The sequence below is a fragment of the Thermomonas fusca DSM 15424 genome, from assembly GCF_000423885.1.
GTDB lineage: Bacteria > Pseudomonadota > Gammaproteobacteria > Xanthomonadales > Xanthomonadaceae > Thermomonas > Thermomonas fusca.
The window spans coordinates 84,527-109,947 of record NZ_AUIV01000008.1 but is presented as its reverse complement, the minus strand read 5'-3'; the positions used below and the strand labels follow the sequence as shown (position 1 = coordinate 109,947).

The 25,421-nt window shown below is 61.7% G+C and carries 25 protein-coding genes and 2 tRNA genes; 25 read left to right on the top strand and 2 right to left on the bottom strand.

All coding sequences use genetic code 11. The features are described from left to right. Positions 1–99: 99 nt before the first annotated feature. From recA to G582_RS0104535, 8 genes are all read left to right on the top strand, one after another. Positions 100–1,131: a recombinase RecA gene (gene recA / locus G582_RS0104570; RefSeq protein ID WP_028838820.1), complete on the top strand. Its 1,032-nt coding sequence runs from the start codon at positions 100–102 to the stop codon at positions 1,129–1,131. Then, positions 1,128–1,634, top strand: coding sequence for a regulatory protein RecX (locus tag G582_RS0104565; RefSeq protein WP_028838819.1), 507 nt, complete (start codon positions 1,128–1,130; stop codon positions 1,632–1,634). Before recA ends, G582_RS0104565 begins: the two co-directional genes overlap by 4 nt. Before the next feature lie 101 nt (positions 1,635–1,735). After that, complete coding sequence (gene alaS / locus G582_RS0104560) at positions 1,736–4,387, top strand: alanine--tRNA ligase (RefSeq protein ID WP_028838818.1); 2,652 nt, start codon at positions 1,736–1,738, stop codon at positions 4,385–4,387. 123 nt (positions 4,388–4,510) lie between these two features. After that, entirely contained in the window at positions 4,511–4,705 is a 195-nt protein-coding gene (gene csrA, locus G582_RS0104555; RefSeq protein ID WP_028838817.1) for a carbon storage regulator CsrA, read from the top strand. A 55-nt stretch (positions 4,706–4,760) separates the two neighbouring features. Further along, positions 4,761–4,853, top strand: a tRNA-Ser gene (locus G582_RS0104550). 83 nt (positions 4,854–4,936) lie between these two features. After that, positions 4,937–5,013 (top strand) — tRNA-Arg (locus tag G582_RS0104545). A gap of 593 nt (positions 5,014–5,606) precedes the next feature. Next, a complete protein-coding gene (locus G582_RS0104540; protein WP_211219295.1) occupies positions 5,607–5,984 on the top strand; it encodes a helix-turn-helix domain-containing protein in 378 nt (125 codons plus the stop codon). Beyond that, entirely contained in the window at positions 5,974–7,245 is a 1,272-nt protein-coding gene (locus G582_RS0104535) for a type II toxin-antitoxin system HipA family toxin (RefSeq protein WP_028838815.1), read from the top strand. Before G582_RS0104540 ends, G582_RS0104535 begins: the two co-directional genes overlap by 11 nt. Positions 7,246–7,379: 134 nt before the next feature. Here G582_RS0104535 and G582_RS0104530 read toward each other — a convergent pair whose 3' ends face one another. Next, on the bottom strand, positions 7,380–7,895 hold the full coding sequence (locus G582_RS0104530) for a hypothetical protein (RefSeq protein WP_028838814.1): 516 nt from the start codon (positions 7,893–7,895) through the stop codon (positions 7,380–7,382). 114 nt (positions 7,896–8,009) lie between these two features. Between G582_RS0104530 and G582_RS0104525 the strand changes: the two genes are divergently transcribed. From G582_RS0104525 to G582_RS15485, 16 genes are all read left to right on the top strand, one after another. Then, on the top strand, positions 8,010–9,722 hold the full coding sequence (locus G582_RS0104525; protein WP_028838813.1) for a type IV secretory system conjugative DNA transfer family protein: 1,713 nt from the start codon (positions 8,010–8,012) through the stop codon (positions 9,720–9,722). A 260-nt stretch (positions 9,723–9,982) separates the two neighbouring features. Beyond that, on the top strand, positions 9,983–10,309 hold the full coding sequence (locus tag G582_RS15520) for a hypothetical protein (protein WP_038052894.1): 327 nt from the start codon (positions 9,983–9,985) through the stop codon (positions 10,307–10,309). Between the two features lie 38 nt (positions 10,310–10,347). After that, on the top strand, positions 10,348–10,752 hold the full coding sequence (locus G582_RS0104515) for a hypothetical protein (RefSeq protein WP_156880263.1): 405 nt from the start codon (positions 10,348–10,350) through the stop codon (positions 10,750–10,752). 51 nt (positions 10,753–10,803) lie between these two features. Then, complete coding sequence (locus G582_RS15515; protein WP_169380559.1) at positions 10,804–11,700, top strand: VirB8 family type IV secretion system protein; 897 nt, start codon at positions 10,804–10,806, stop codon at positions 11,698–11,700. Beyond that, positions 11,700–12,461 (top strand): TrbG/VirB9 family P-type conjugative transfer protein, encoded by a 762-nt coding sequence (locus G582_RS0104505; RefSeq protein ID WP_038052953.1) that lies wholly within the window; start codon positions 11,700–11,702, stop codon positions 12,459–12,461. The genes G582_RS15515 and G582_RS0104505 overlap by 1 nt, the downstream gene beginning before the upstream one ends. Next, positions 12,458–13,675, top strand: coding sequence for a TrbI/VirB10 family protein (locus tag G582_RS0104500; protein WP_028838809.1), 1,218 nt, complete (start codon positions 12,458–12,460; stop codon positions 13,673–13,675). The genes G582_RS0104505 and G582_RS0104500 overlap by 4 nt, the downstream gene beginning before the upstream one ends. Before the next feature lie 18 nt (positions 13,676–13,693). Next, the gene (gene virB11 / locus G582_RS0104495) at positions 13,694–14,749 is read left to right on the top strand and encodes a P-type DNA transfer ATPase VirB11 (RefSeq protein ID WP_038052891.1); all 1,056 of its coding nucleotides are present in this window, start codon (positions 13,694–13,696) and stop codon (positions 14,747–14,749) included. 91 nt (positions 14,750–14,840) lie between these two features. Further along, positions 14,841–15,605 (top strand): lytic transglycosylase domain-containing protein, encoded by a 765-nt coding sequence (locus G582_RS15510; RefSeq protein WP_051246687.1) that lies wholly within the window; start codon positions 14,841–14,843, stop codon positions 15,603–15,605. A 35-nt stretch (positions 15,606–15,640) separates the two neighbouring features. Beyond that, positions 15,641–16,039, top strand: a complete 399-nt coding sequence (locus G582_RS15505) for a TrbC/VirB2 family protein (RefSeq protein WP_038052885.1) — start codon at positions 15,641–15,643, stop codon at positions 16,037–16,039. Then, entirely contained in the window at positions 16,032–16,343 is a 312-nt protein-coding gene (locus G582_RS0104480) for a VirB3 family type IV secretion system protein (protein WP_038052882.1), read from the top strand. The genes G582_RS15505 and G582_RS0104480 overlap by 8 nt, the downstream gene beginning before the upstream one ends. Positions 16,344–16,369: 26 nt before the next feature. Continuing rightward, positions 16,370–18,853, top strand: a complete 2,484-nt coding sequence (locus G582_RS15500) for a VirB4 family type IV secretion/conjugal transfer ATPase (RefSeq protein WP_051246686.1) — start codon at positions 16,370–16,372, stop codon at positions 18,851–18,853. A 21-nt stretch (positions 18,854–18,874) separates the two neighbouring features. Beyond that, on the top strand, positions 18,875–19,723 hold the full coding sequence (locus G582_RS0104470) for a hypothetical protein (RefSeq protein WP_156880261.1): 849 nt from the start codon (positions 18,875–18,877) through the stop codon (positions 19,721–19,723). 39 nt (positions 19,724–19,762) lie between these two features. Beyond that, a complete protein-coding gene (locus G582_RS15495; protein WP_038052947.1) occupies positions 19,763–20,785 on the top strand; it encodes a TrbL/VirB6 family protein in 1,023 nt (340 codons plus the stop codon). Then, on the top strand, positions 20,782–21,309 hold the full coding sequence (locus G582_RS18640) for a DUF4189 domain-containing protein (protein WP_083960953.1): 528 nt from the start codon (positions 20,782–20,784) through the stop codon (positions 21,307–21,309). The genes G582_RS15495 and G582_RS18640 overlap by 4 nt, the downstream gene beginning before the upstream one ends. Before the next feature lie 286 nt (positions 21,310–21,595). After that, positions 21,596–22,381: a hypothetical protein gene (locus G582_RS17130; RefSeq protein ID WP_156880259.1), complete on the top strand. Its 786-nt coding sequence runs from the start codon at positions 21,596–21,598 to the stop codon at positions 22,379–22,381. Positions 22,382–22,522: 141 nt separating this feature from the next. Further along, complete coding sequence (locus G582_RS15485; protein ID WP_156880257.1) at positions 22,523–24,364, top strand: peptidoglycan-binding domain-containing protein; 1,842 nt, start codon at positions 22,523–22,525, stop codon at positions 24,362–24,364. Positions 24,365–24,445: 81 nt separating this feature from the next. Here the strand turns inward: G582_RS15485 and G582_RS17835 are convergent, their stop codons facing one another. Next, positions 24,446–24,586, bottom strand: a complete 141-nt coding sequence (locus tag G582_RS17835; protein WP_156880255.1) for a hypothetical protein — start codon at positions 24,584–24,586, stop codon at positions 24,446–24,448. Between G582_RS17835 and G582_RS0104445 the strand changes: the two genes are divergently transcribed. Further along, positions 24,585–25,355: a hypothetical protein gene (locus G582_RS0104445; protein WP_028838805.1), complete on the top strand. Its 771-nt coding sequence runs from the start codon at positions 24,585–24,587 to the stop codon at positions 25,353–25,355. The two genes, G582_RS17835 and G582_RS0104445, sit on opposite strands and share 2 nt — an antisense overlap. The last annotated feature ends 66 nt before the right edge of the window (positions 25,356–25,421 follow it).

Below are 25,421 nucleotides of genomic sequence, written 5' to 3'. Positions count from 1 at the left end.
TGCGATTTTCATCCTGCGGTCCGGCGCGTCGCAGTCCGTGCGACCGGCCCCGCCTAAGCTGACCCCAATCCAGAGATCACCGACTTGAGGAGCACCACGATGGACGAGAACAAGAAGCGCGCGCTTGCGGCGGCCCTGGGCCAGATCGAACGCCAGTTCGGCAAGGGTTCGGTGATGCGCATGGGCGACCGCACCGTGGAAGCGGTGGAAACCATCGGCACCGGTTCGCTGATGCTGGACATCGCGCTGGGCATCGGCGGTTTGCCCAAGGGGCGCGTGGTCGAGATCTACGGGCCGGAGTCCTCGGGCAAGACCACCCTGACCCTGCAGGCCATCGCCGAGTGCCAGAAGGTCGGCGGCACCTGCGCCTTCATCGATGCCGAGCACGCGCTGGACCCGATCTATGCGCAGAAGCTGGGGGTGAACCTCGACGATCTGTACCTGTCGCAGCCGGATACCGGCGAGCAGGCGCTGGAGATCGCCGACATGCTGGTGCGCTCAAACGCCGTCGACATGGTGGTGGTGGATTCGGTGGCCGCGCTGACCCCCAAGGCCGAAATCGAAGGCGAGATGGGCGACCAGCTCCCCGGCCTGCAGGCCCGCCTGATGAGCCAGGCGCTGCGCAAGCTGACCGGCAACATCAAGCGCAGCAACACGCTGGTGATCTTCATCAACCAGCTGCGCATGAAGATCGGCGTGATGATGCCCGGCCAGAGCCCGGAAGTGACCACCGGCGGCAATGCGCTGAAGTTCTACGCCTCGGTGCGGCTGGACATCCGCCGGATCGGCTCGATCAAGAAGGGCGAGGAGATCATCGGCAACCAGACCCGGATCAAGGTGGTCAAGAACAAGCTGGCGCCCCCGTTCAAGCAGGTGGTCACCGAGATCCTGTACGGCGAGGGCATCAGCCGCGAGGGCGAACTGATCGAAATGGGCGTCAACGCCAAGCTGGTGGACAAGGCCGGCGCTTGGTACAGCTACGACGGCGAGCGCATCGGTCAAGGCAAGGAGAACGCCCGTCAGTACCTCAAGGAGAACCCGGCCTCTGCCGCAAAGCTCGAAGCCGCACTGCGCGAGCAGTTCGTGCCGGAAGAGTCCTCGCGCGACGAGGGCGGGGCCGCCGAAGAATGACCGGGTCGGGCGGCGGTGACGACGGGGTAGCCTCGTCAGCGCCGAAGCGTCGCCGCCGCCCGGAGCCCACGCCCCTGCAACGCGCGCTGGGCCTGCTGACCCGGCGCGAGCATTCCAGGCTGGAGCTGGCGCGCAAGCTCCAGCAGCGCGGGGTGGAGCGCGCCCAGGCCGACGTCGCCATCGGCAAGCTGACCGAGGCAGGCTGGCAGGACGACGGCCGCTTTGCCGAATCGCTGCTGCGCAACCGCGCCAGCGGGGGCTACGGCCCCGCCTATATCCGCGCGGAGCTGGCCACTCACGGTCTGGGCAGCGAAATCATTGCCGCCGTCATGGGGGGGTTCGAGAGCGATTGGGTCGAGAACGCCCGCGACCTGCTGCAGCGCCGCCATCCGCAGGCGCTGGCCGGCGATCGCGACGCCCGCCGCAAGGCCGCGGATTTCCTGCTGCGCAGGGGCTTCGGGATGGAGCATGTGCGCGCGGCAATGGAGGCCGAACAGGGCTGATCGCCTGTAAACTTGCGGCCTTGGGTTGCCAACTCGGTTTCGCGGCTGCATCTTGAGCGGTTCGCGGGCGCAGCGCTGCCCGCCACCTCCCCGATGCCCGCATGAACACTCCAGCCAAGACCACCTCCGAGATCCGCCGCGACTTCCTCGATTTCTTCGCCTCCAAGGGCCACACCATCGTGCCGTCGGCACCGCTGGTGCCAGGCAACGACCCGACCCTGCTGTTCACCAATTCCGGCATGGTGCAGTTCAAGGACGTGTTCCTTGGCGCGGAGAAGCGCAGTTACGTGCGCGCGGCGGACGTGCAGCGCTGCCTGCGCGCGGGCGGCAAACACAACGACCTGGATTCGGTGGGCTACACCGCGCGCCACCACACCTTCTTCGAGATGCTCGGCAACTGGTCGTTCGGCGATTACTTCAAGAAGGACGCCATTGCCTGGGCATGGGAGCTGCTGACCGAGGTCTGGAAGCTGCCGAAGGAGCGCCTGCTGGCCACCGTCTACCACACCGACGACGAGGCCTATGCGATCTGGCGCGATGACATCGGCTTGCCGGAAGACCGCATCATCCGCATCGGCGACAACAAGGGCGCGCCGTTCGCTTCCGACAATTTCTGGCAGATGGCCGATACCGGCCCCTGCGGGCCGTGCAGCGAGATCTTCTACGATCACGGCCCCAGCCATTTTGGCGGCCCGCCCGGTTCGCCGGATGAGGATGGCGACCGCTACATCGAGATCTGGAACAACGTTTTCATGCAGTTCGACCGCGGCGCGGACGGCACCCTGACGCCGCTGCCCGCGCCCTGCGTGGACACCGGCATGGGCCTGGAGCGCATCACCGCGATCCTGCAGCACGTGCATTCCAACTACGAGATCGACCTGTTCCAGGCGCTGATCAAGCATGCCTCCCGGCTCACCGGCACCGCCGACCTGGAGAACAAGTCGCTGCGCGTGATCGCCGACCACATCCGCGCCTGCGCGTTCCTGATCGTCGATGGCGTGCTGCCGTCGAACGAAGGGCGCGGCTACGTGCTGCGCCGGATCATCCGCCGCGCCCTGCGCCACGGCTGGATGCTGGGCGTGCGCGAGCCGTTCTTCCACAAGCTGGTGGCGACCCTCGACGAATTGATGGGCGAGGCTTACCCGGTGCTGCGCGAAGGCCGCGCCACCGCCGAGCGCGCGCTCAAGGCAGAGGAGGAGCGCTTCGCCGAGACGCTGGATTCCGGCATGAAGATCTTCGAGGACGTGGCTGGCCGGGTCGGCGACAACGTCATCCCCGGCGTCGATGCGTTCCGCCTGTACGACACCTACGGCTTCCCGCTCGATCTGACCCAGGACATGGCCCGCGAGCGCGGCATGTCGGTGGACGTGGCCGGCTTCGATGCGGCGATGGAGCACCAGAAGGAAACCGCCCGTGCCGCCGGCAAGTTCGGCGGCGGCGTGCAGCTGCCGGCGGATCTGGTCGCCAAGCTCGCGCCCACCGTGTTCCTCGGCTACGACGAACTGGCCGCAGGCAGCCTGCACGTGCTGGCGCTGCTGAAGGCCGGCAAGCCGGTGGAAGTGGTGGAAGCCGGCGATGACGCCATCGTCATCCTCGACCGCACGCCGTTCTACGCCGAATCCGGCGGCCAGGTCGGTGATACCGGCGACCTCGACGGCGTTGAGAGTCGCTTCAACGTCGCCGACACGCTCAAGCTGGCCGGCCAGTTCCACGGCCACGCGGGCCGCCTGCAGTTCGGGCGCCTGCGCGTGGGCGACCACCTGCGCGGCGAAGTCGATGCAAGCCGCCGCGGCGCCACCATCCTCAACCACAGCGCCACCCACCTCCTGCATGCCGCCCTGCGCAACGTGCTGGGCACGCATGTGCAGCAGAAGGGCTCGCTGGTTGCGCCGGACCGGCTGCGCTTCGACTTCTCGCATTTCCAGCCGATGACCGCGGCTGAACTGGCCGAGGTCGAGCGCCGCGTCAATGCCGAGGTGCGCGCCAACCACGAGGGCGAAGTGCGCCACATGGGCATGCAGGAAGCGCTGGATTTCGGCGCGATGGCGCTGTTCGGCGAGAAGTACGGCGAACATGTGCGCGTGCTGCGTTTCGGCCCGACTTCCACCGAACTGTGCGGCGGCACCCATGTCGGCCGCACCGGCGACATCGGCCTGTTCAAGATCGTGTCCGAAGGCGGGGTGTCTGCCGGCGTGCGCCGCATCGAGGCGGTGACCGGGCAGGGCGCGCTGGATTTCGTGGCCGAGGAAGAGCATCGCCTGCACGAAGCCGCGCACCTGCTGGGCGGCAACGCCGCCGATCTTTCCGGCAAGCTGCATGCGCTGCTTGACCGCCAGAAGAAGCTGGAGCGCGAAGTCGAGGCGCTCAAGGCCAAGGCCGCTTCCAACGCCACCGGCGACCTCGCCGCGCAGGCGCAGGAGATCGCTGGCATCAAGGTGCTGGCGGTGCGGCTGGAAGGCTTCGACGCCAAGGCCCTGCGCGACGCGATGGATCGGCTCAAACAGCAGCTGGGCGATGCAGTCGTGGTGCTGGCCGGGACCGAGGGCGGCAAGGCCGCCCTGGTGGCGGGCGTCAGCGGTGCGGCGCTGGGCAAAGTCAAGGCCGGTGATGTGCTGGGCGAAGTCGCCCGCCGGATCAACGGCAAGGGCGGCGGCCGTCCGGACATGGCGCAGGGCGGCGGCGAAGACGGCCCCGCGCTGGTCGCCGCGCTGGAAGGCGTACCGACCAGGGTACGCGAGACCCTGCAGGCGTGAGAGCTGCAGTACTTGAGTTGGGTTGTGGATCCCGAAACCGCACCAGTATCATCGGGTAGACTGGATGTCTGTGCTCCCGTATGGTCGGCAGCGCATGAATACCAGCGACAGGGGAGTTGCGCGATGTTGATCTTGACCAGACGGGTAGGTGAAACCTTGATGATCGGTGATTCGGTAACCGTCACCGTGCTTGGGGTGAAAGGCAACCAGGTCAGGATCGGCATCACCGCACCCAAGGACGTCGCCGTGCACCGCGAGGAGATCTATCAGCGGATCCAGGGCGGCGAGGACAACCGGGACGAAGAAAAATCGTCCTGAGGTTTGCCGGATCGGCTTGTTACCTGTATTCTTGCCGGCTCGCGTTTCGCCTCACGGAGACTTGCCCGAGAGGCCGAAGGGGCTCCCCTGCTAAGGGAGTATGGGGTCAAAAGCTCCATCGAGGGTTCGAATCCCTCAGTCTCCGCCACTTGCGGCGAAACGCGAAAAACCTGCGCTGACACGGAAGTTTCCGTTGACGTGCAACTAGTGGATCTGCATAATTCCGCTTCTGCGCCCGTAGCTCAGTTGGATAGAGCACCAGGCTACGAACTTGGGGGTCGGGAGTTCGAATCTCTCCGGGCGCACCATCCAAAAAGCACAAGGGTCAATGAGTTAGCGCTCGTTGGCCCTTTTGCTTTTGGGGCGCTTGGGGCATTCCGTGCCACATCCGTGCCATGTCCGTGCCATGTTCTTGGGGCGGTCGTGTCGGGTCAGGTGAACAGGGGTCATTTCGCTTGGTGGTTGCTTGGCATGAGATCGCAACGCCAGATCCTCGGACATGATTTCCAGTTTTCCGCATTCGTCCTGCGAAATGGATCGCACCGTCGGCCACTGCGCCTCATCCAAAACCTCATCGGGCCGAAAACGTCCTCGACAAGCTGCGCGCCACGGGCGACACGATCAATTGGCGATAGCTTCCCAGGAACGAGCCGGGAACCCGAGAGAGTCCGAGCTTCGTGAAGGCCACGGTGTGGCGCGAGACCCAGCCCTCTCTTCGTGAGACCCACATCATGTCGCCATGATCGGCGATCGGGACTAGGCCGAACTGGGGTTGTCATTGTTCGCCAAGCTGCACCGGCAGAACTGGAGCCGCTATCGGGTTTCGTCCACGTCGTCGTCTTGGCTTACGCCGGGGTTATCCGGAGTGCGGGCTCCAAAAAAGGCTTTCATATAAGCCATTTTGCTTGATAAGGCTTATAAAAAATCCTATATTGGACGCATGGCAAAGCCAATCGTCCGCACCTATTCCCGCTACAGCCTGCATGCGCTCAGCTTGCTGGGGGGCTTGCTGCGTGCCGCGCGGATCGAGAAGAAGATGGGGGTGCAGGTATTGGCCGAGCGCGCCGGGATTTCACGCGATATGTTGCGACGGATCGAAAAAGGGGATCCGCGCTGCGAAATCGGCGTGGCATTCGAGCTGGCCGCCATCCTCGGGGTACCGCTGTTCGAGCCGGACCTGGGAGCACTGCACAAGCGCAACCGTGAGATCGAGGATCGATTGGCGCTGTTGCCCAAAGCCGTGCACGCGCCACGCGGGGAGGTGAAGGATGATTTCTGATCCCGGCAGCGCCCCGCGCGAGGCCTATGTCTGGACCTGGCTGCCGGATCGGGCCGAACCGGTGGTGGCCGGGCGGCTGGCCACCACACCACTGGGACTGCAGTTCAACTACGGTCGCAGCTACCTTGCCCGCGAGGACAAGCTGCCGCTTTATTTGCCGGAACTGCCGCTCCAGCCGGGTCTTCTGCCCTTGCCAACCGGTCTGTCCATGCCGGGCTGCCTGCGTGACGCCGCGCCGGATGCTTGGGGGCGTCGCGTCATCCTCAATCGTCTGCTGGGCCGCGCCGGTCGGGATGCAGATACGGCGGTGCTGGACGAGCTGAGCTATCTGTTGCAGTCGGGGTCAGACCGGATCGGCGCGCTGGACTTCCAGGTGTCGGCCACGCAATACCGCTGCCGTGAGGGAGGCGAGGCCTCGCTGGAAGAGTTGCTTGAAAGCGCTGTGCGGGTCGAGCAGGGGCTGCCGTTGTCCCCGGCGTTGGCGCAGGCCATCCAGCACGGTACCGAAATCGGCGGCGCGCGCCCGAAAGCAACGCTTGATGGGGGCGGGCGCAAGTGGATCGCCAAGTTCTCCAGCAGTACCGACGTGATGCCGGTGGTGAAGGCCGAGTTCATGGCGATGCGCTTGGCGGCTTTGGTGGGCTTGTCCGTGGCCCCGGTGCAGCTGGTGCAGGCGGCAGGCAAGGACGTATTGCTGGTTGAGCGTTTCGACCGCGAGCACCATGCGAGCAGCCACTGGCGGCGGCGTGCGCTGGTGTCCGCGCTGACCTTGTTGAGCCTGGACGAAATGATGGCGGCGTATGCGAGCTATGAGGAGCTGGCAGACATCGTCCGGCACCGTTTCACCGAACCGCGGGCCACCCTGCGCGAACTGTTCGCGCGCCTGGTGTTCAACATCCTGTGCGGCAATACCGATGATCACGCGCGCAATCATGCTGCGTTTTGGGACGGCCGGCAGTTGGTACTGACGCCCGCCTTCGATATCTGCCCGCAACCGCGGGCGGGACAGGAGGCTACCCAGGCGATGAAAATCCTTGGCGACAACCGATTCAGCCGGCTGACGGTGTGCGTGGAAGCCGCTGCACGCTTCCAACTGTCAGCCGAGGAGGCCCGCGGCATCATCGATGCGCAGTTGCAGGCACTGCGGCGGCATTGGCCGTCGGTGTGCGACGAAGCGAGACTGGGTGAAGCCGAGCGCAACGCCTTTTGGGGGCGTCAGTTCCTCAATCCATTCGCTCTGCAGGACTACATGGAAGGTTGAGGGAGCCGCCCGCACTACGGGAGAGGGGGCGGCTGGGTGCCGGCGTCAATTAGAGTTCGAGAGGCCCAACCCGCAGCGGCTGAGTTTCTACTGAACTCTGGTCGGTCCAATTACCCCCGGCGAAGCCGCGCACCTCAATGCGGGTGGCGCTTGAGCGACACCGGTTCGTCGCGATAGCGCCAAGTCATCCACATGCCGACCGCAATCGCGTAGCAGATGTTGGGGATGAAGGCGCGATCAAGCGTGGTGATACGCGTGGTGAGCGCGATGAAATTGGTGTACGCGGCCTGCGAAAGCGTGAACGCGGCGACGATCAGCATGAAGCGGATCGGGATTGGCTGGCGTGTTCTCAGCGCCAGTACGGTGCCTTCGGATACCAAGATGCCAACCAGTACCGGCATCACGCCGCCCATCATCACCATCCACAGCAGGCTGTCCTGTTGGTGCATGCGCACCATCATGTCTGCAAAGGTGACATGCAGTGGGCGGCACAAAAGGAAGATCAACAACCCCGTACTGAAGGCCATCAGCCTGACGTAGCGTTCGTTGCCTACCGTCGCAAGGATCACCTTGAACGATACCCATGTCTGCCCGACGATTGTCATCAGGATCAGCATCTGCTGGATGATGGTGAAGGCGTCCCACTTCACGGCGCGGCGCAGTTCTCGGGCAACGGCGCCCGAGCATACGTGGCTATACCTTGGTTGGGAAGCATGGCACCATCGGCCGCGCCAACGGAACGTCGCGTCAGGGAGGGCGCACCGATGAATGCCGCGAAAGTCGTATTCTTGCTTGTCCTACTCGTTGCCGCGTTGCTGGCTGGCGCGTATCTATCGGGCTTGTTTGTCGGGTTGCTCATCGGTGTGGATGTGCCGCTTGGACCCAAGACCTGGTGGTCGTACTGGCAAGCCATAGACACCGTGCGCATGCAGCCGTATGTCACCAAGGTCAAGGTTGCGGGGGCGCTGGGTTTCGGCAGCACGATGGTGGCCTGGTTAGGGTTTCTGATCTTGGCGTTCAAGCGTCAGCAGAAGTCTGCGCATGGCGAAGCCCGCTTCGCGAGCCGGGGCGAAGTTGCACGCCATGGATTGCTCGACGACAAACCCGGTACCGGCATCGTGGTTGGGCGCCTGGGCGGGAAGCTGGTGACGTTGCCGGGCCAGCAATTCGCCATTTTGGCTGCTCCGACGCGCTCGGGTAAGGGCGTCGGCGTGGTGATTCCCAATCTCCTGGAGTATCGCGACTCGATCGTGGTGCTTGACATCAAACAGGAGAATTTTCGGCTCACGTCGGGCTGGCGTCGGGAAATCGGGCAGAGCGTTTACCTTTTCAACCCGTTTGCCGAGGATGGGCGTACGCATCGCTGGAATCCGCTGAGCTATGTTTCCCGCGACCCGGCATTCCGCGTATCCGATCTGCTTGCCATCGCGGCAATGCTCTATCCGGATGTCGGTGAAGAGCAGAAGTTCTGGGTCAGTCAGGCGCGCAACGCATTCCTCGCCTTTACGCTTTATCTGTTCGATTTTCACGATCACGAGATCGCCAGCGGGTTGCCCGCTGCCAAGGCGACGTTCCCTACGTTCGGGCATGTCTATCGGGTTTCGACCGGTGACGGCCGCGATCTCAAGGCTCAGTTCAAGGAGATGCTGGAGCGCCCGTTCGTCAGCCCGGCATGCCGCAATGCGTTCGCGGGTCTGGTGTCGCAGGCCGAGGAGACCTTCGCGTCCATCATCGGAACGTTCAAAGAGCCACTCAACCCCTGGATCAACCCGGTGCTTGATGCGGCCACGTCCAGCAATGATTTCTGGCTGACCGACCTTCGCCGCAAGCCCATGACGATCTACATCGGCATCACGCCAAACAAGTTGGCGGAAGCGCGTCTGATCGTGAACCTCTTTTTCAGCCAGCTGATCAACGTCAATACACGTGAGTTGCCTCAGGACAACCCGGCACTGAATCATCAGTGCCTGCTGTTGATGGACGAGTTCACCAGCATCGGCAAGGTGGACATCATTGCCAACGCGGTCAGCTACATGGCGGGTTACAACCTGCGTCTGCTGCCCGTCATTCAGTCGATGGCGCAGTTGGACGCCACCTATGGTCACGAGACTTCACGGACCTTGATCACCAACCACGCGATGCAGGTGATCTTCGCGCCGCGCGAGCAGCGCGACGCCAACGACTATTCTGAAATGCTCGGCTACACCACGCAACGCAAGCGAAACCTGAGCCGATCGCGTGGTGCCAATGGGAGCGTTACCCTCACCGACGTCGAGGAGCGCCGCGCGCTCATGCTCCCGCAAGAGCTCAAGGCGATGGGGCGAGAGAAAGAGGTCATCCTCTGCGAAGGGCTGGCCAACCCGATCATGGCCCAGAAAATCCGCTACTACGAGGATCCGCATTTCACCGAGCGCCTGCTCCCGGCCGTGGATGTGGAGCCACTTGCCTTCATGCAGCGCATCAACCGCACGTTCTGAGCCCCTTGATGGGCCCAAGACTACTTGGCGGTCGCGATGTGACGCAGGGGGTTGAAATGTGACGTAGAGCGTTGCATCATTGCGAAAATTGGACGCAGCGCACTGTCTTTCCAGCTGCCGTTCACCCCTTCTTAAGCAATGCGCGGGAAAGGAATCCTCCGTTGAAGTCTCTTTTGCTATCGCTAGCCACGCTGTTTGCGATCTCCGCATGGGGGGCAGACGCCCAGCAGAAGCCCGCCCCGCCTTGCATGGGGGCTTCGATGGACAAGGGCTGTTACACCGAACTCAGGGATTCCAGCGGCAAGTTGTTCCGCGACGACGATCCATTCCTGTTCTGCGAGGACGGGATGAAGGAGCGCCCACGTGCGTGGAACCCGGTCTCGCCCGCACAGGGGATATGGGCGCCCACGCCAGGCTATTGCCCGTACCCGCTGCAGACCTGTCCCTATCCGCTGACGATGCTGAGGGGGTGGTCACAGCGGGAAATTGATGGCGTCTACCTGTTTATGCGCGTGTGTCCCGCAGCCGGGGGCACGGGCAAGTGGGAAGGGAATGGGCGTCCCGAAAACACGCCGCATAGCCACTGAGTCGACAAGCGTAGCCAAGCTTTGAAGGGGAAGTACACGTGGGGTTCTACCGTAGTGTTTTACCGCTGGTGCTCGCACTGGCGGCCAGCGCATGCCAGACCCAACCGCCGCCGGAATTCCACGGGCGTTGGCGTCCGGTCAACAGGTTGCCTGAGAAGACGCAGGCGATTCCGCTCAATCCAGCTTACGTGTTCTACGCCACGCCTGTGGACGGCACGCTGAAGGCGCTGCTGACTCGCTGGGCGCGTGACAGTGGGCTTCAGCTTCGTTACGGCATCAGCACTGACTTCTCACTGCACGCGCCGGTGGCACAACTGCATGCAGTCACGGTGGATGACGCGGTGAGCCAGTTGTCTGCCATCTATGCCGAGCAGGGCATAGCCATCACCACGTCAACGGGCGCCATCGCGGTGGACGCTCGCCCAACGGCGGCCTCCAACTGAGGCAGGGCGCAACGGCGGCGCAATGGCCGTCGCATCACCGGAATGGGCACTATGTTGAAGCGCAAAACCACGGGCGAAGCGATCGATAAGGCGGTCAAGCGCTCCTTAGATTTCGAGAACACCATCGCCGACATGGCCCGCCGCAGCGAGAAGCGCGCTTGGCGCGTCGCGGGTGCGTCACTGGTGATGTCTTTTGTCTTGGCGGGCGGCGTCATCTATTTGATGCCGTTCCTGGAGCGGCGTGAGCCGTACCTCATCATGGCCGATGCATACACCGGCACGGCCTCCGTTGCGCGGCTTTCCAGCGGCAGCGACTTCGTCAACATGCGCGCCAGTGAAGCGGTCAACCGGAGCAACATCGTGCATTACGTGCTGGCGCGCGAGTCCTACGATTCCGGGGCTATAAGCGAACGCGACTGGCGGACCGTTTACACGATGTCGGCGCCGAAGGTGCGAGAGCAGGTTCGCACTGAACGCAATCCCTCCAATCCACAGAGCGCTGCCGCGATGTATGGCCCGAACCGGGCGTTGCGCGTTCGCATCCTCAGCGTCACCCCGCTGGGCGCCTCGCAGGGGCGACCGCCGACCAGCGCAACGGTCCGGTTCCAACGCGTCTTGTTCGAGAAGGCATCGGGTAACACGCGCGTACTCGACAACAAGATCGCGACGATGGAATTTGAATACAAGCCTGACATTCGCATGAACGACGCGGACAGCGTCGAGAATCCGCTGCGTTTCCAGGTCACCAGCTACCGCGTCGACAACGATGCCTCGACTCTGGTGCCAACCGAAACAGCCTTGGCCCCAGCGGTTGCTTCGCCGCTCCCGGCTGCTCCGTCGGTTGAACCCGTCGGCCAACCCATCGACCCGGCAGCCCTCCCGGCAACCGCTGCTCCCGCCACCGTAAACAGGTCCCCGGCGCCGGCCGTGGCCACCGAGTCCCCATGATGAGTGCGATGAAAGCAACGAGGCTCGCCTCGGTCCGCCTGCTGCTGTTGCTAGCCATGGTGGCTGGCACGGCCAATGCCCAGGTGATGAAGGAATACATGCATGTGCCGGACGGCATCTACGCCGTACGCACCGGGCTTGGCATCACCACGATGATTGAGCTGAGCCCAAGCGAAACCGTTCTGGATTACAGCCTGGGTTTCAGTAGCGGCTGGGACGTGAGCCGCCGCGACAACATCTTCTATCTGCGCCCCAAGAATGTGGACGTCGATACCAACCTGCTGGTGCGCACGGAAACCCACTCTTATGTTTTTGAGCTGAAGGTCGTTGCGACCGACTGGCGTGACCTGGAACAAGCCAAGCGTGCCGGGGTCAATTACAAGGTGATCTTCAAGTACCCGGCCGATGCGCGCTTTGTTGCCAAATCGGAGGACAAGCCGGCGATGCTCAATACCGGCATCCAAGCCGGCCGCGTGTACAGCTTCGACTACGAGTATGCGACCTATTCGCGTGCCGCTTGGCTGATTCCGGCGCACGTCTATGACGATGGCCGATTCACCTATATCCAGCTCAAAGACATGCGCGGCCTGCCTACCGGCAGCTTTCCAGCGGTGTACGCGAGAGAGAAAAAGCGTTCGGAAGAGTTCCTGCTCAATACGACGGTAGAGGGCAACACCATCATCGTTCATGGGATATATCCCTACATGGTGATGCGTCAGGGAGACAACGTGATTGGCCTGCGTAGAGGGTTTCTGAAATGAGCAACAACTTCCCTCCGGATTACGATGAACCCGCGCGGGGTACACAGTCCGCCGGCGATCAACGGTCGCCCGCCGCGGACGGCAATCCGTATATGCGCCAGGGCGAGCAGGCAACACCCGACCTTGACGCAGCGGCGCCGACCCTGACCGTCAACGAAGTCCGCCAGCTCAACCGGAAGGCCATGCTCTTCCTTGGCGGGATTGTGGGTCTGCTTTTGTTGATGGCGTTCTGGTTCATGAGCTCGTTGTCCAATCGTGAAAAGGCAGCGCCGAAGAAGGCAGGCGCCGAAGTGGTCACGACGCCGGATCTTCCACAAGCGACGCCGCAGCCCGCGTTGGTGGAGCCGGCACAGCCAATCGACGTGGTCCAGAACGCGCCGCCGTTGCCGCCGCCGCCGCAGAGTTCATACGATGATGATTACGGCGATGACATGGGTGCGTCGCGCGCGCCGCCACCGCCGCCCAGCCTGACCGAACGGCGTATCGCCGATGGCGGCGGGCAGGCAGGCCAGGGGAGCGGCGCGACGCAAGGGATGGTGCCCGGCATGATGCAGCCAGCGGCGCCCATCCAAGCTGAAGTGACCAAGCCCCGCACCGTGGCCAAGCTGCTCAACAACCCGGATGCGCTGATGGCGCGAGGAACCTATATCCGCTGCGTTCTGGAGACGCGGATCGTTACCGATGTGCCGGGTTATACGTCTTGCCTGGTTGCGGAGCCGGTGTACTCGGTCAACGGCCGGAGCCTGCTCTTTCCCAAGGGCACCAAGCTGCTCGGCCAGTATGGTGGTGGGGGTGGTGGCGCCCGGGAACGGGTAGCCGTGGTTTGGGATCGCGCCATCACGCCGCAGGGCGTCGACGTGACCATGGCCAGTCCGGGCATCGACAACCTGGGTGGCGCGGGTCATCCGGGCCAATACGACGCCCATTGGGGCAGCCGCATCAGCTCCGCCATTTTGATCAGCATGGTCAGTGACCTGTTCAAGTACATGGGCGAGAAAAATGGTCCGACCACCGGCGTGGTCTACCCCCAGTCCGGTGTGGTGATCGAGCAGCCGTACCAGAGCAATACCGCTCAGACCGTTCAGCAGCTGGCCCAGCAAGCGTTGCAGGAAGGCGCCAATCAAAGGCCGACGATCACCATCAACAATGGTTCGATCCTGAGCGTCTACGTCTCCCAAGACGTCGATTTCACCGGCGTGCTCCGCAGCCGTTGATGCAGACTGATCATCGGCATGGATGAAGACATTTCCCCGGTCGCAAGGATCTCCAACGAGTTCCTGGAGTACCAGTACGCGGTGTTGGGCGTGCAGGATTTCCTGCGCTCGGAACGAGTGACGGAAATCTGCATCAACCGACCGGGTGAGTTGTATCTGGAGACACTGGATGGCTGGGAGCGGGTCGACGTGCCGACGCTGACTTTCGAGCGGGCCCGGCAGTTCTGTACCGCGGTGGTCAATGAAAGCAATACCGGTCAGCGCATCACTGATGCGGATCCGATGGTGTCACTGACCTTTCCTACCGGACAGCGCGCGCAGTTTGTCATTCCGCCGGCCTGCGATCCGGGCAAGGTATCGATCACCATCCGCTTGCCGGCGCGGCAGACGCGGAGCCTTGAGCAGTACGAGTCCCAGGGGTTCTTTGCAGAGATCCTTGAGGGGCATCGTCAATTGAGCGAGCACGACGAGCATCTACTGCAGCTGCGCGCGCGGCGCGAGTACGGTGACTTCTTCCGCCATGCCGTCGCCTACCGTAAGAATGTGGTGGTCGCCGGTGCGACGGGCAGTGGCAAGACCACTTTCATGAAGTCGCTGGTGGATCACGTCTCCGCGCAGGAGCGCCTGATCACCATCGAGGACGCGCGCGAGCTATTCATCTCGCAGCCCAATGTGGTGCACCTGCTCTACTCAAAGGGTGGCCAGAGCGCCAGCAACGTCACCGCAAAGTCATGCATGGAAGCGTGCCTCCGGATGAAGCCGGACCGCATCATCCTGGCCGAGCTGCGCGGCGATGAAGCGTTCTATTTCATCCGCAATTGCGCGTCCGGCCACCCCGGCTCCATCACCAGTTGCCATGCGGGGAGCATCGAGCAGACCTGGGACCAGATGGCGCTGATGGTGAAGGCCTCGCCGGAAGGTGCTGGTCTTGAATTCAGCACCATCAAGCGGCTGCTCATGCTGACCATCGACATCGTTGTTCATATCAAGGCGCATGCAGGTCGTCGCTTCATCACCGGCATCGACTTTTCGCCCGATCGCGCTCTGGGCGGCGCTGGTGGGGCTTTGCAATGACAGGTTCGCAAAACGCGCTGTCGCACTTGCGTACCAGCGGACGTGGCTCGAAAAGGACCAAGAGAAACGGGGAGGGGAGATGTTGCCGGGAATGGAATTGATGGGTTGCGCGTTGGAAGTGCCTGCCAATGTGATGCACCACGTCGTCAAGGTGGAGTCGTCCTACAACCCCTTTGCGATTGGGGTGGTGGGCGGCCATCTGGCGCGTCAGCCGCGCAATCTGCCTGAGGCCATTGCCACCGCCGAGATGCTCGAAGACCGGGGTTTCAACTTCTCGCTGGGCCTCGCGCAAGTCAATCGCCACAACCTCAAGAAATACGGCATCACCAGCTATCGCGCCGCATTCCAGCAATGCCCCAACCTGCTGGCGGGTTCGCAAATTCTGCGCGAGTGTCATGGTCGTGCCGGAGGGCAGTGGGACAAGGCTTTCAGCTGCTACTACTCCGGCAACTTCACCACTGGCTTCCGCCACGGCTATGTGCAGAAGGTGCGGCAATCGATGCTTGCCCAGCATGGACCTGAAGCGCCGTCGCTGGCCATTCCTGTCGTGGATACGCGCAAACCCGCCGGCAAGGCCCTCGGGGCGCCGGCGAGCCGGGCGGTAGCCGTTCCCAACCGCGCCATGCAGGCAGGCCTCGCCGGTACGCCGGGCGACAGCCTCCTGCAGCGGCGCATGCAGGTCGGCGTCGCGTCCACGCCCCCCGTTGCTGAGGCGCCTGCGCCCGTTGCGACCGCGGCTGCGGACGTTGGAGTACCGGCACCTCCCGCTGTCGCCGTCTTGACGTCCTCAGCACCAGCGCAACCCGTTCCCCCCAACCCACGTCCATCGAATCCCGATTCGGCGTTCGTGTTTTGATCCCTGGCCCACCACCCAAGCGAAAGGAAACTGCAATGAAGAATCGTAAGAACTCCGTTGGCCGCAAGCTCAAGCTCGCCTCTCTCCTGATCCTGTTGGCCTACCTGGTCCTGCCTGCGGTCGCCATGGCGTTTGGTCAGGATCCGTCGCCGGGTGGTACCGAAGCGCAAGCCAAGCTGTGCGGCGTGATGGGCAATGTGCATTCGATCCTGAAAGTCGCATCCATCCTCATCGTGACTGTCGCCATCATCTTCGCCGGCTATCAGATCGCATTTGCCCACAAGCGCATCTCCGACGTCGCTCCGATTCTCATCGGCGGCCTGCTCATTGGTGCGGCTGGCCAGTTGGCGGTGATGGTCATCGGCAATGGTGATTTCAGCCAGGATTGCGGCACCGCGATGGTGATGCCCGCCGATCAGGTCTGGAATGCGTAAGCACACCGTATTTCGCGGTTGCACACGGCCCCCCATGTTCATGGGGGTGCCGTATGTGCCGTTCTTTGTAGGCGCGGGTAGCGTGCTGCTACTGGCGATGTACAGCGGCCAGCTATTGCTGCTGCTGCTGGCGCCCGCCGTCATCTTTGTGATGCGGATGATGGCCAAGCGTGACGAGCTGATCTTCCGCCTCTTGGGGCTGTCCATTCTATTCCGCATGCGGGCACGCAACCTGCGTGAACACGGCGGTCTGCTGGTACTCAACCCCAATCCCTACCGGGAAAAGCCGGCTCGGAAGAGCTGACCAACCCACCAGGAACACCTTTCTTCATGTTCAGCCCGGATACTTCGACCAGCGAGTTCCTCCCGTTCTCGACCCATGTGTCGCCCACCGTGGTCAAGACCACCGATGGTGATTTCATGGTGTCCTGGGAACTGGCGGGCATGCCCTTCGTTGGGCGGCTCGAGGAGGAGTTGGAACACAAACACGGCGTGTTCAACCGGCTGTTGCAAACCTTGCGTGCACCGGATTTTTCCAACGTGGCGTTTTGGGTACACGACGTGCGTCGCCGTCGCACCATCGGTGATGGCGGAAAATTTTCCGCCGTGTTCAACCAGGACCTGTCCGACCGCTACTACAAGCGCTTGTCCGGCGAACGCATCATGCAGAACGAGCTGTTTCTGACAATGATGTATCGGCCAATGCCGGAGGGTAAGCGCCTTCGTGAGAAGACCGCGGACATCAGGCGTTTGGCCGCGTTGCAGCAGGATGCCATCGACAAGCTCGACGAGATGTCGATCAACCTCGAAACCGTACTTCGCGACTACACGCCAAGGCGTTTGGGCATGTACGAGGCCGAGAACGGCGTGGTGTTCTCGGAGTTGCTGGAACTCTACGGTTTCATCCTCAACCGCGTGGATGAACCGGTCCCGGTGCTGGATGCGCCAGTGCGCAACTACTTGCCGGTCAGCCGCCACATGTTTTCCAGCAAGAGCGGTGATTTCGTCGTCAACACGCCGGACAATCGCAACCACTTCGGCGCCATCCTGAACATCAAGGAATACGCCGAGGGCACCTATCCGGGCATTCTCAACGGAATGAAGTATCTGGATTTCGAGTACGTCATCACCCACTCGTTCAGTCCCAAGGGGCGACACGACGCGCTGAAGACCCTTGAACGCACCCGCGGCATGATGATCTCTTCGGGCGACAAGTCGTTCACCCAGATCGAAGAACTCACCCACGCCATGGACCAGCTGGCCTCCGGCAACTTCGTCCTTGGCGAATACCACTTCATCGTCACTGTTTACGCTGACAGCCAGGAGAAGCTGGCGCAGCAGATCGCACAGACCCGCGCCGAGCTGTCCAACGCGGGGTTCGTCTCCTCCAAGGAGGACATTGCGGTTGCTTCGTCGTTTTTCTCGCAGTTCCCGGGCAACTGGAAGTACCGCACCCGGCTGGCCAACCTCAGTTCCCTTAATTTTCTGGGGCTGTCGCCGCTGCACAATTTTGCCACCGGCAAGCGCGACCAGAACCCGTGGGGTGAGTGCGTCACCACCCTGCAGACGACGAACGGCCAGCCCTACTTCTTCAATTTTCATGCCACCCTGCCGGGCGAGAACTCGTTTGGCGAAAAGGCCATCGGCAATACGATGGTCATCGGCAAGTCGGGTACGGGCAAGACCGCCCTCATCAATTTCCTGCTCAGCCAAACGCAGAAGCTGGACCCCGCGCCCACGATATTTTTCTTCGACAAGGATCGCGGCGCCGAGATTTTCGTGCGCGCCTGCGGGGGCAACTATATGACCCTGCAGAACGGGGAGCCGACCGGGTTCAATCCGTTCCAATGCGAACGCACGGAAGCCAATGCCCAGTTTCTAGCAGATCTGGTGAAGGTGCTGGCCGGCAAGCCCACTTATACCGCGCGCGAAGAAGAAGACATCTTCCGAGCCGTCGCGGCCATGCTGGACATGCCCATGCATCTGCGCAGCATGAGCAACTTCCAGAAGAGCCTGCCCAACCTGGGCGATGACGGCCTGTACGCTCGGCTCCGCAAGTGGACGCAAGGCAACTCGCTGGGTTGGGTTTTCGACAACCCGCGCGACACCATCGATCTGACCCGCGCCAACATCATCGGCTTTGACTACACCGAGCTCATCGAGAACGAAGAAGCGCGCGTGCCGGTCATCAACTATCTGATCTACCGGTTGGAATCACTGATCGATGGGCGTCGGCTGATCTACGTGATGGACGAATTCTGGAAGATCCTTGATGGCAAGGGCGGCCTCAAGGAGTTTGCCAAGAACAAGCAGAAGACGATCAGAAAGCAGAATGGCCTGGGTATCTTCGCCACGCAAAGTCCCGAGGATGCGCTGAAGAGCGATATCTCCGCGGCGCTCATCGAGCAGACCGCAACCCTGGTCCTGTTGCCCAACCCCAATGCGAGCCGCGACGACTACGTGGAAGGTCTCAAACTGACGGACGCCGAATATCAGGTGGTGGTCAATCTGGATGAGCGTTCACGCGCCTTTTTGGTAAAGCAGGGGCATGCGGCCAGCATCTGCCAGCTCAACCTGCGCGGCCTGGACGACCAGCTTGCGGTGATTTCCGCCAGTACCGACAACATTGAAGTGCTTGACCGCGTCACCGCACAGGCCGCCATGGACGCAGGGATTGGCGTGGACGAATTGCAACCCCGGCAGTGGTTGCAAGATTTCTATGACCAGCGAAAGGGATCGGGCAAGACGCCGCGCATCCTGCGCGTGCCGCGCGCCATCCTGTCCAACCCAGTCACCACCCACGATGCAGTCTGACCAGAATTCCGGAGGAAAGACATGACCCGTACCGCCCAATCCAAACCTGCAAACCACCCGCGCCGTCCCCAGCGAGCCCTGCGCACTGCTTTGTCGATGTTGATGGGTGCCGCGCTGACGGTCAGCCTGTCCGCTTCCGCCGACTGGCGCGTCTACGACGATGACGTGCATGACGAACTCAAGGAAGTCAACAAGAAGCTTGATGCCAGAAACAAGGTGGGGCAAGGCGATTTTGAGCAGAATCCCACGATTGGCGAGCAACAGGGACGTTACAAGGATCCGCCGCGCATGTTCACCCAAGCCGAGCAGGACTCGATTTCCCAGGTGAGCATGACCGAGGGCGATCGTTGCCCCGAGCCCCCAACCCCGGAAGCCCCTGATGTGGAAAACGTGTCGATTCCCTCGGTACCATCAAGTGCCAACGGGATTGCGCAGCAGCAATGGACGATATGCAAGGAGTTGCTGGAAACCGAGAAGGCCCAGTTCAAGTACAACGTGATGATGAGTGACTTGGCGCAGAAGCGCTTCGATCGCCTGCAGGTCATCCAGCGTGAGCGCAGGAATAACATCGACGATGACAATGCGGGGCGGATCGAAAGCAACACCAACAAGATCCTGGCGTTGTTGACGTTGATTCAGATCGATCAGCAGCAACAGAAAGCCTACAACGACGCCTACACCGCCCGCATCGCCTATCTCCGGGCAATGCAGAATCGCTTGGGACAGAAAGCCTTCAAGGGCACGGGAGGCGAGGGCGTCGTAGGTCCCGGTGGCTCGGCGAACCACCTGGCCGGCGATATCGCCGCCTTCAGCGTCATGCAATTGGCATTTTCGGATGGGTCGCCCATTCATGCTGCGCGTCGCGACTAAACACTTGGGCATGCCTCGCAGCCACCTGGAAAAAATATAATGGAAAGCATAGGTCAGTGGCTGTTCTTCAAGCTGATATTCGATTTCATTGATACGGAAATCGAGACCTTCCGTCACAACCTGATGACCGGGCTGATCGAATGGATCCTCCTGTTCGGAACGATCATGATCACGGTCTGGATCATTTTCCAGGGGTGGCTCATCGTCACCGGCCGCTCGCGCGAGCCGATGATGGCGTTGGTGACCCAGGCCATGAAGGTGGTGATGATTACCCTGCTGGCCACCAGCTTCAGCTTTGGCGGACAGAGCATTTCCAATCTACTGAGTAACACCTTGCCCAAGGCCGTCACCGGGCTGGTGAGTACCGAAGAGGACAATCCGGCGGTCGAGATTGACCGCAATCTCGCCTATATGCAGCTGATAACAGGCTTGATGGACGGTTACGCCGCCACGTCCAGCGGCGAAGGCTGGAAGGAGCAGATCGACAAAGCATCCAACATGAGCGCAATCGGCGTGGCAGGACCGGCGGTCATCGGTGGTGCGCTGCTGCTCACCTACAAGGTCGCCTTGGCTCTGTTCGTTGGGTTGGGGCCATTGTTCATCCTGACGCTGCTATTCAATAGCACCAAACCCATGTTCACCAAATGGCTGACATACGGGATAGGCACGATATTTTCGCTGGCCGTGCTTTCGTTCATGGTGGCCGTGGCCATGAAACTGGTGGGTGTCGTGGCGGTCGCGATGTTCGTCAAGTACCAGATCATCATGGCTACCTCGGCGGGCGTGGGTTCCGCCGGCATTAGCAGCGTGGCCATGCAACAAGCCGGCTTGGGGGTCATCTTGACCGTATTGCTCATTGCCACCCCGCCCATTGCGGCGATGTTCTTCCAGGGCACGTTGGCCAACTTCTCTGCGTATTCGCAGTTTGGACAGGCGCAGGCGAGGGATTCGGCGGGGAATCCGGTGGGGGTGGGCGCGGGGGGGGCGCGACAACCAGCTTTGGATCCGAAGGCGGCTGATGGTGGCAGCGTGCCTAATATTCATAACCGGAGCGTCGGATGAGCGGATTAGATACGGGATTTGGGATTATCGCGAGCCCGTTACTCAGGGTCTATACGAGTTCGCTGATACTAGTGGGTGCGCTCGGCTCGACTTTCCCCGCAAACTCGCAAGCGCCGCCTCCTGGGCGGGGACCTTGCGGTATGGGGGCGCCTATCAACGGTAGCTGCGGCTCGCCCTCAAATGCCGGAAATAGACAAATTGCGGCGCCCGCCGAAGTATGGCGCAGCCGCTACGGTGCTATTGCCAGGGATGCGGACGGTAATACTGTTTCTACCAAGGACCAAGAAAGTCGGAGAATTGCGAGGCGGAAGGTCCTGGAGGAGTGTGGAAAGGGTTGTGAGATTATCGCGGAAACTCGAAATTCATGTTTGGGAATTGTCAACGGCTACGGTCGCTTGTACTCCGGCGGAGCGGCTGACCCAGAGGCGACACGTAACCTGCTTCTGTCAAATTGTGCTTCGGATAGTCGACCAAGCTGTGAGGTGGTGTACGTGGGCTGTAGTTATCCTGTGCGTGTGCGCTAGTCTCGTTTTTTTAGGCCGAAAGGTTGGATGAAATGATATATCTCTTGCAACATAAGCATGGGTAAATCAGGAGCTCCGTTGCGACTGTTCTCCAGCCATGCTTGCGGTTTGGAAGGGGATGGATATGAGGGATGCGAAGATGCGCTTGGCTTCTATTTTATTCGCCGTCGGGCTCGCGGTTACCCTGGGTGCCTGTGATGCGCCAGCTGGGCGCGTCGATACCGCTTCGACGCAAGCGGCGTCCAAGTCCGGGGTTCGTGGCGCAGGAAAGCAAGAAGGAAGGGTCATGGAAAACGCCATGAACGAAGATGCGAACGCTTTGGTGGAAGAGCAGCCGCCGTCGGTGCCCACCATTCTCTATCTTCTCTACGGTCAGGATGGGGATGGCGCGCACGCTTACGAGATCGCCAACCACATGCGGGTGTCGGTATGGGGACACCATGCGCTGCGCGTTGGGGGGCGGCAGTTCTATACAGCTTTTGCGCAGGATACCCCGGCCAAGTATGGCAACCCACCTCAACCTGAAGATCCAGCGGAGGGTGTAATGCTCTCGGCAGCGACCTTCGAACTGGTTCGCCCTGGTACGGAGAAGCCTTGGAAATTCGTGGGCGGTGAACGGTCTGTGGGGATGTATGGTTCGTATGGTCGCGAGATCCGGATTGATCCGTCGCGCCTCATGGTAGAGCACAGGGTTGACGATAAGCGTTTGTTGCTCGCGATCCCCACCGTACAAACCTCACTTGCCGGGGATTCCGAAGATTTCGAAATGTCGTTGTTCTCATTCGATCTGCCTGACGATAGTGCAGAACGCAAGCATGCGTGGCGCTATCTCGGAAGTGTATTGACCGGCGTTGACAATTCCCGGCTCTGCAAAACCAACCCCAAGGCCGACTGCACCAAATGGTCCGGCACATTTGAGGTCGTTCCTGCTCCCGGCAAAATGCCGACGCTGCGGGTGGTCAAAAAGGGCACGACCATCGACGACGCGACCGGCAGCATCCGGACTGTGGGTGCCAGCGATACCTCGGTGTACGTGTACGACCAGGAAGAGAAGCACTATCGCTACAAGTGAATTGGTATTGTCTTGCTGACTGCCTGTATCTGGCGCAAGGACGCGCCCTGTCGGCTCCCACGCGGCCATGGCCGTTCAAGCAGGAGCTGGTGATGAAACTGAAGTTTGAAGTGCAAGAACTGTCCCGGATGGAGGTGGTCCGTGGCTGATCCCGTGATCGTAAGGGTGACGCTACCCACCGACCAGCGCCGCACGTACCAAATGAGTGACGGCAGTATCGTGGTCCGCGATGGCGGTACGGTTGCATGGCGCAATAACAACCCCGGCAATCTCAAGTTCGAGTACAAGGGAGATGCCGACCAGACCCACAACGTATCCCGGTCCAGGGAACAGGCCTTGGCCTCCGCGCAGCGCCGCTATGACGGCGTAGTGGATCTTGATCAGTGGGGCAACGCCATTTTCGCAACGCCCGAGCAGGGCCGGGCAGCCAAGATCAAGCTGCTGACCAACAATGGCGACCTGACTGTCAGGGAATTGTTGCCGAAGTATTCGACGGCCGATTATTCCGGTAATACCAATCATGCTGCGCAGGAGCGGGCGATCTACGCGGTTGGTGACGCCCGTGGAGTGAACCTGCGGGGCAAGCAGATTTCCCAGATGACGCCCACCGAGATTTCTGCACTCGCCGACGGTATCGGCCAGTTCGAGGGCTTGCGTGTTGGAACCGAGTCGGTGATTCGTGGGCCCACGGCACAGGTTGCGGCAGTCGCCAAGCCGGTGTTATCGCAGGAGGGGACTGGCCAGAGCCCAGGCATCCAGCTGACTGCCGCGTATGCGATGGGTGTGAAGTACGACGATGTGAAATACGCAATCAATGTTCCGGGACATCGTTTGTATCACGCGGGCGTCAGCGGCAAGAACCTGTCACAGGGCTATATCGACTGCTCCGGCTGGGTTAGCAACCTGCAAAACGCGACCATGGAGGAGATTAACAAGAAGGCCGGGCGTACCGTATTTTCGAAAGCCGATATTCTGGATCCGCACATGGTTGGGTCCGGCGGCATAGTGAAGCTAGGTTACGACCGCGCCAAGATCCTGCTCAACGACGCTCAGGTCCGCGCCGGTACAGACCTGAAAGAGGGCATGGTGATTGGCGTGGACAGCGGCCGCACGCGGCATGAACACTGGAAGGGCATCGACCATATCGTGATGGTGGTGCGGGATCCCCAGAGCGGTGCCCTGCTGGCCAGCCAGTCCTCCGGCAGCAAGGGAGTACACACCATGCCGCTGACCGAGTACCTGCGGGGCGTGCCTGCGAGCTACACACTCGTGGCCAGCGACCCGTTGGCAAAGGCGCGTGGGCTGTTGCAAGGCAAGGTGGAGTCGCGTGACCAGATGTCTGAGAATCAGGCCGTCACCGGCCGCGCGCAGCAGGCCGCCCCCGTGAGCGCAGGCGCGCGTGGTGGCGTCCTTGATCGCAACGACAGTGGCCGGGCGGTGATTGAGCTGCAGCAGCGCCTGAGTGCATTGGGATATGACGGAAAGGACGGCTATCAACTGCGCGGTACCGGCAATTTTGGTGTCAACACCGAGAACGCCGTACGCGAGTTCCAGCGTGCACACGGCCTGGCGGTGGACGGGATCGCCGGACCCAAGACCCTGGCGGCGCTGGAGCGAAGTGTCGCGCACCCCCTGCTGTCCGAGCGAGCGCACCCCAACAACGGGCTATATCAGGCGATCGCCAGTCAACTGCCAGCCGGTACGCGGCGGGAGGTGATCGCCAACGTGGTTGGGCAAGCTACGGTGAATGGCATCACTGACGCCTCGAAGCTGCGCGATATCGTCCAGTTGGACAACGGCGCCCTGCTGGTGCGCGGCACCACGATTGGCACGGCGACACGCGTGGATCTGGACGCGCCCACCCCTGGGTTCCAGGCCATGAGCGAGCAACTGTCACGCGAGTCGGCCCAGCGCCTGCATCAGGCCGCCGAGCAGGAGCAGAGGCGCCAGCAACAGCCGGCATTGCAACCGGCCGGTCAATAAAAGTGGCCATGGGCCCGGAAAACCGGGCCCATTTTCCTTCACGCGCCATTTTCAATCAGGTGCAGTCGTAGCGCGCATCAATCAATTTTCTATTTCCCGCCCCGCGATGATCTCAATGCTCCCAGCCTCACGCATCTTCATGATCAGCGTCGTCATTGCGCTGCTGGCCGCCTGCGCCGCCGACGCCGTACCGCCCAGAAACCGACCCAGAATGACCGCCATGAACGAGCCGCTGATCGTCGGCCCCACCGATGGGAATTTCACCTATACCAACGAGCCGCAGTTGACCAAGTTGGGGCCGCACCGGTTCATGATCCCGGCCAACTACTTCACGGATCAGATCGGTCCGGACTTTCAGGGCGGAGCGATATTGGAACTGGTGTGGCCCAAGCTGGAAGCGGCCCCGCCGGGCTGGACGCGGATCACGAATGCCCTGCAACAGGCGCATCTGGTACGAGCAAATCTGGACTACATCGACAAATGGCCATTGCAGAACGCCATGGACAGCTCGTTGCGCACCGGCTCAGAGGATCCGATCCTGCGCCAGGATCCAACGGACAACATCGATTACCGCACCCGCAGGGAAGACGTGTTGGGCCTGGAACGCTGGGTGGTCAGCGAAGAAGACAAGACGCGCTACCTCAAGCTGACCGAAGGGCAGCGCGATCGTTACGGATTGCCCGCAGATCCCTGGGATTTCGAGGATTGGTATCTGCGGCGGGATTCGCATGGTCATGTACTGACCCATATAGAGTGCGCTCCGGCGACCCAGCCTGATGGCTTGATCATCGTGAATGATTCCTTGATCCGAGAGGACACCACCCGGGTAGCTCTATGTTCGCACGCGTTCTCTGTTCCGAAATACGGTGTGTCGCTCAACGTCACCTATCCCCGCGTCGTGATGCATGAGTGGGAGCACATCGAAGCGCGCTATCGAGCAGTGATGGATCGGTACTACATCGGCACTGAGCGCAATGGTGACAAACCATGAACGGATTATCTTGGAACGGAGTTCTGCCCCAACCGCCACGGATTCTCATCACCTTGGTTGCAGCCG

Excerpts from the sequence above, each read along its gene's own strand:
- recA (WP_028838820.1), top strand. The coding sequence starts at position 100 with ATGGACGAGAACAAGAAGCGCGCGCTTGCGGCGGCCCTGGGCCAGATC.
- G582_RS0104535 (WP_028838815.1), top strand. The coding sequence starts at position 5,974 with ATGATTTCTGATCCCGGCAGCGCCCCGCGCGAGGCCTATGTCTGGACC.
- G582_RS0104500 (WP_028838809.1), top strand. The coding sequence starts at position 12,458 with ATGAGCAACAACTTCCCTCCGGATTACGATGAACCCGCGCGGGGTACA.
- G582_RS0104505 (WP_038052953.1), top strand. The coding sequence starts at position 11,700 with ATGAGTGCGATGAAAGCAACGAGGCTCGCCTCGGTCCGCCTGCTGCTG.
- alaS (WP_028838818.1), top strand. The coding sequence starts at position 1,736 with ATGAACACTCCAGCCAAGACCACCTCCGAGATCCGCCGCGACTTCCTC.
- G582_RS15510 (WP_051246687.1), top strand. The coding sequence starts at position 14,841 with ATGGAATTGATGGGTTGCGCGTTGGAAGTGCCTGCCAATGTGATGCAC.
- G582_RS17835 (WP_156880255.1), bottom strand. The coding sequence starts at position 24,586 with ATGGCGGTCATTCTGGGTCGGTTTCTGGGCGGTACGGCGTCGGCGGCG.
- G582_RS15515 (WP_169380559.1), top strand. The coding sequence starts at position 10,804 with ATGTTGAAGCGCAAAACCACGGGCGAAGCGATCGATAAGGCGGTCAAG.
- G582_RS15500 (WP_051246686.1), top strand. The coding sequence starts at position 16,370 with ATGTTCAGCCCGGATACTTCGACCAGCGAGTTCCTCCCGTTCTCGACC.
- G582_RS15505 (WP_038052885.1), top strand. The coding sequence starts at position 15,641 with ATGAAGAATCGTAAGAACTCCGTTGGCCGCAAGCTCAAGCTCGCCTCT.
- G582_RS0104480 (WP_038052882.1), top strand. The coding sequence starts at position 16,032 with ATGCGTAAGCACACCGTATTTCGCGGTTGCACACGGCCCCCCATGTTC.
- G582_RS18640 (WP_083960953.1), top strand. The coding sequence starts at position 20,782 with ATGAGCGGATTAGATACGGGATTTGGGATTATCGCGAGCCCGTTACTC.
- G582_RS17130 (WP_156880259.1), top strand. The coding sequence starts at position 21,596 with ATGGAAAACGCCATGAACGAAGATGCGAACGCTTTGGTGGAAGAGCAG.
- G582_RS15495 (WP_038052947.1), top strand. The coding sequence starts at position 19,763 with ATGGAAAGCATAGGTCAGTGGCTGTTCTTCAAGCTGATATTCGATTTC.
- G582_RS0104445 (WP_028838805.1), top strand. The coding sequence starts at position 24,585 with ATGAACGAGCCGCTGATCGTCGGCCCCACCGATGGGAATTTCACCTAT.
- G582_RS0104470 (WP_156880261.1), top strand. The coding sequence starts at position 18,875 with ATGACCCGTACCGCCCAATCCAAACCTGCAAACCACCCGCGCCGTCCC.
- virB11 (WP_038052891.1), top strand. The coding sequence starts at position 13,694 with ATGGATGAAGACATTTCCCCGGTCGCAAGGATCTCCAACGAGTTCCTG.
- csrA (WP_028838817.1), top strand. The coding sequence starts at position 4,511 with ATGTTGATCTTGACCAGACGGGTAGGTGAAACCTTGATGATCGGTGAT.
- G582_RS0104525 (WP_028838813.1), top strand. The coding sequence starts at position 8,010 with ATGAATGCCGCGAAAGTCGTATTCTTGCTTGTCCTACTCGTTGCCGCG.
- G582_RS15520 (WP_038052894.1), top strand. The coding sequence starts at position 9,983 with ATGGACAAGGGCTGTTACACCGAACTCAGGGATTCCAGCGGCAAGTTG.
- G582_RS0104565 (WP_028838819.1), top strand. The coding sequence starts at position 1,128 with ATGACCGGGTCGGGCGGCGGTGACGACGGGGTAGCCTCGTCAGCGCCG.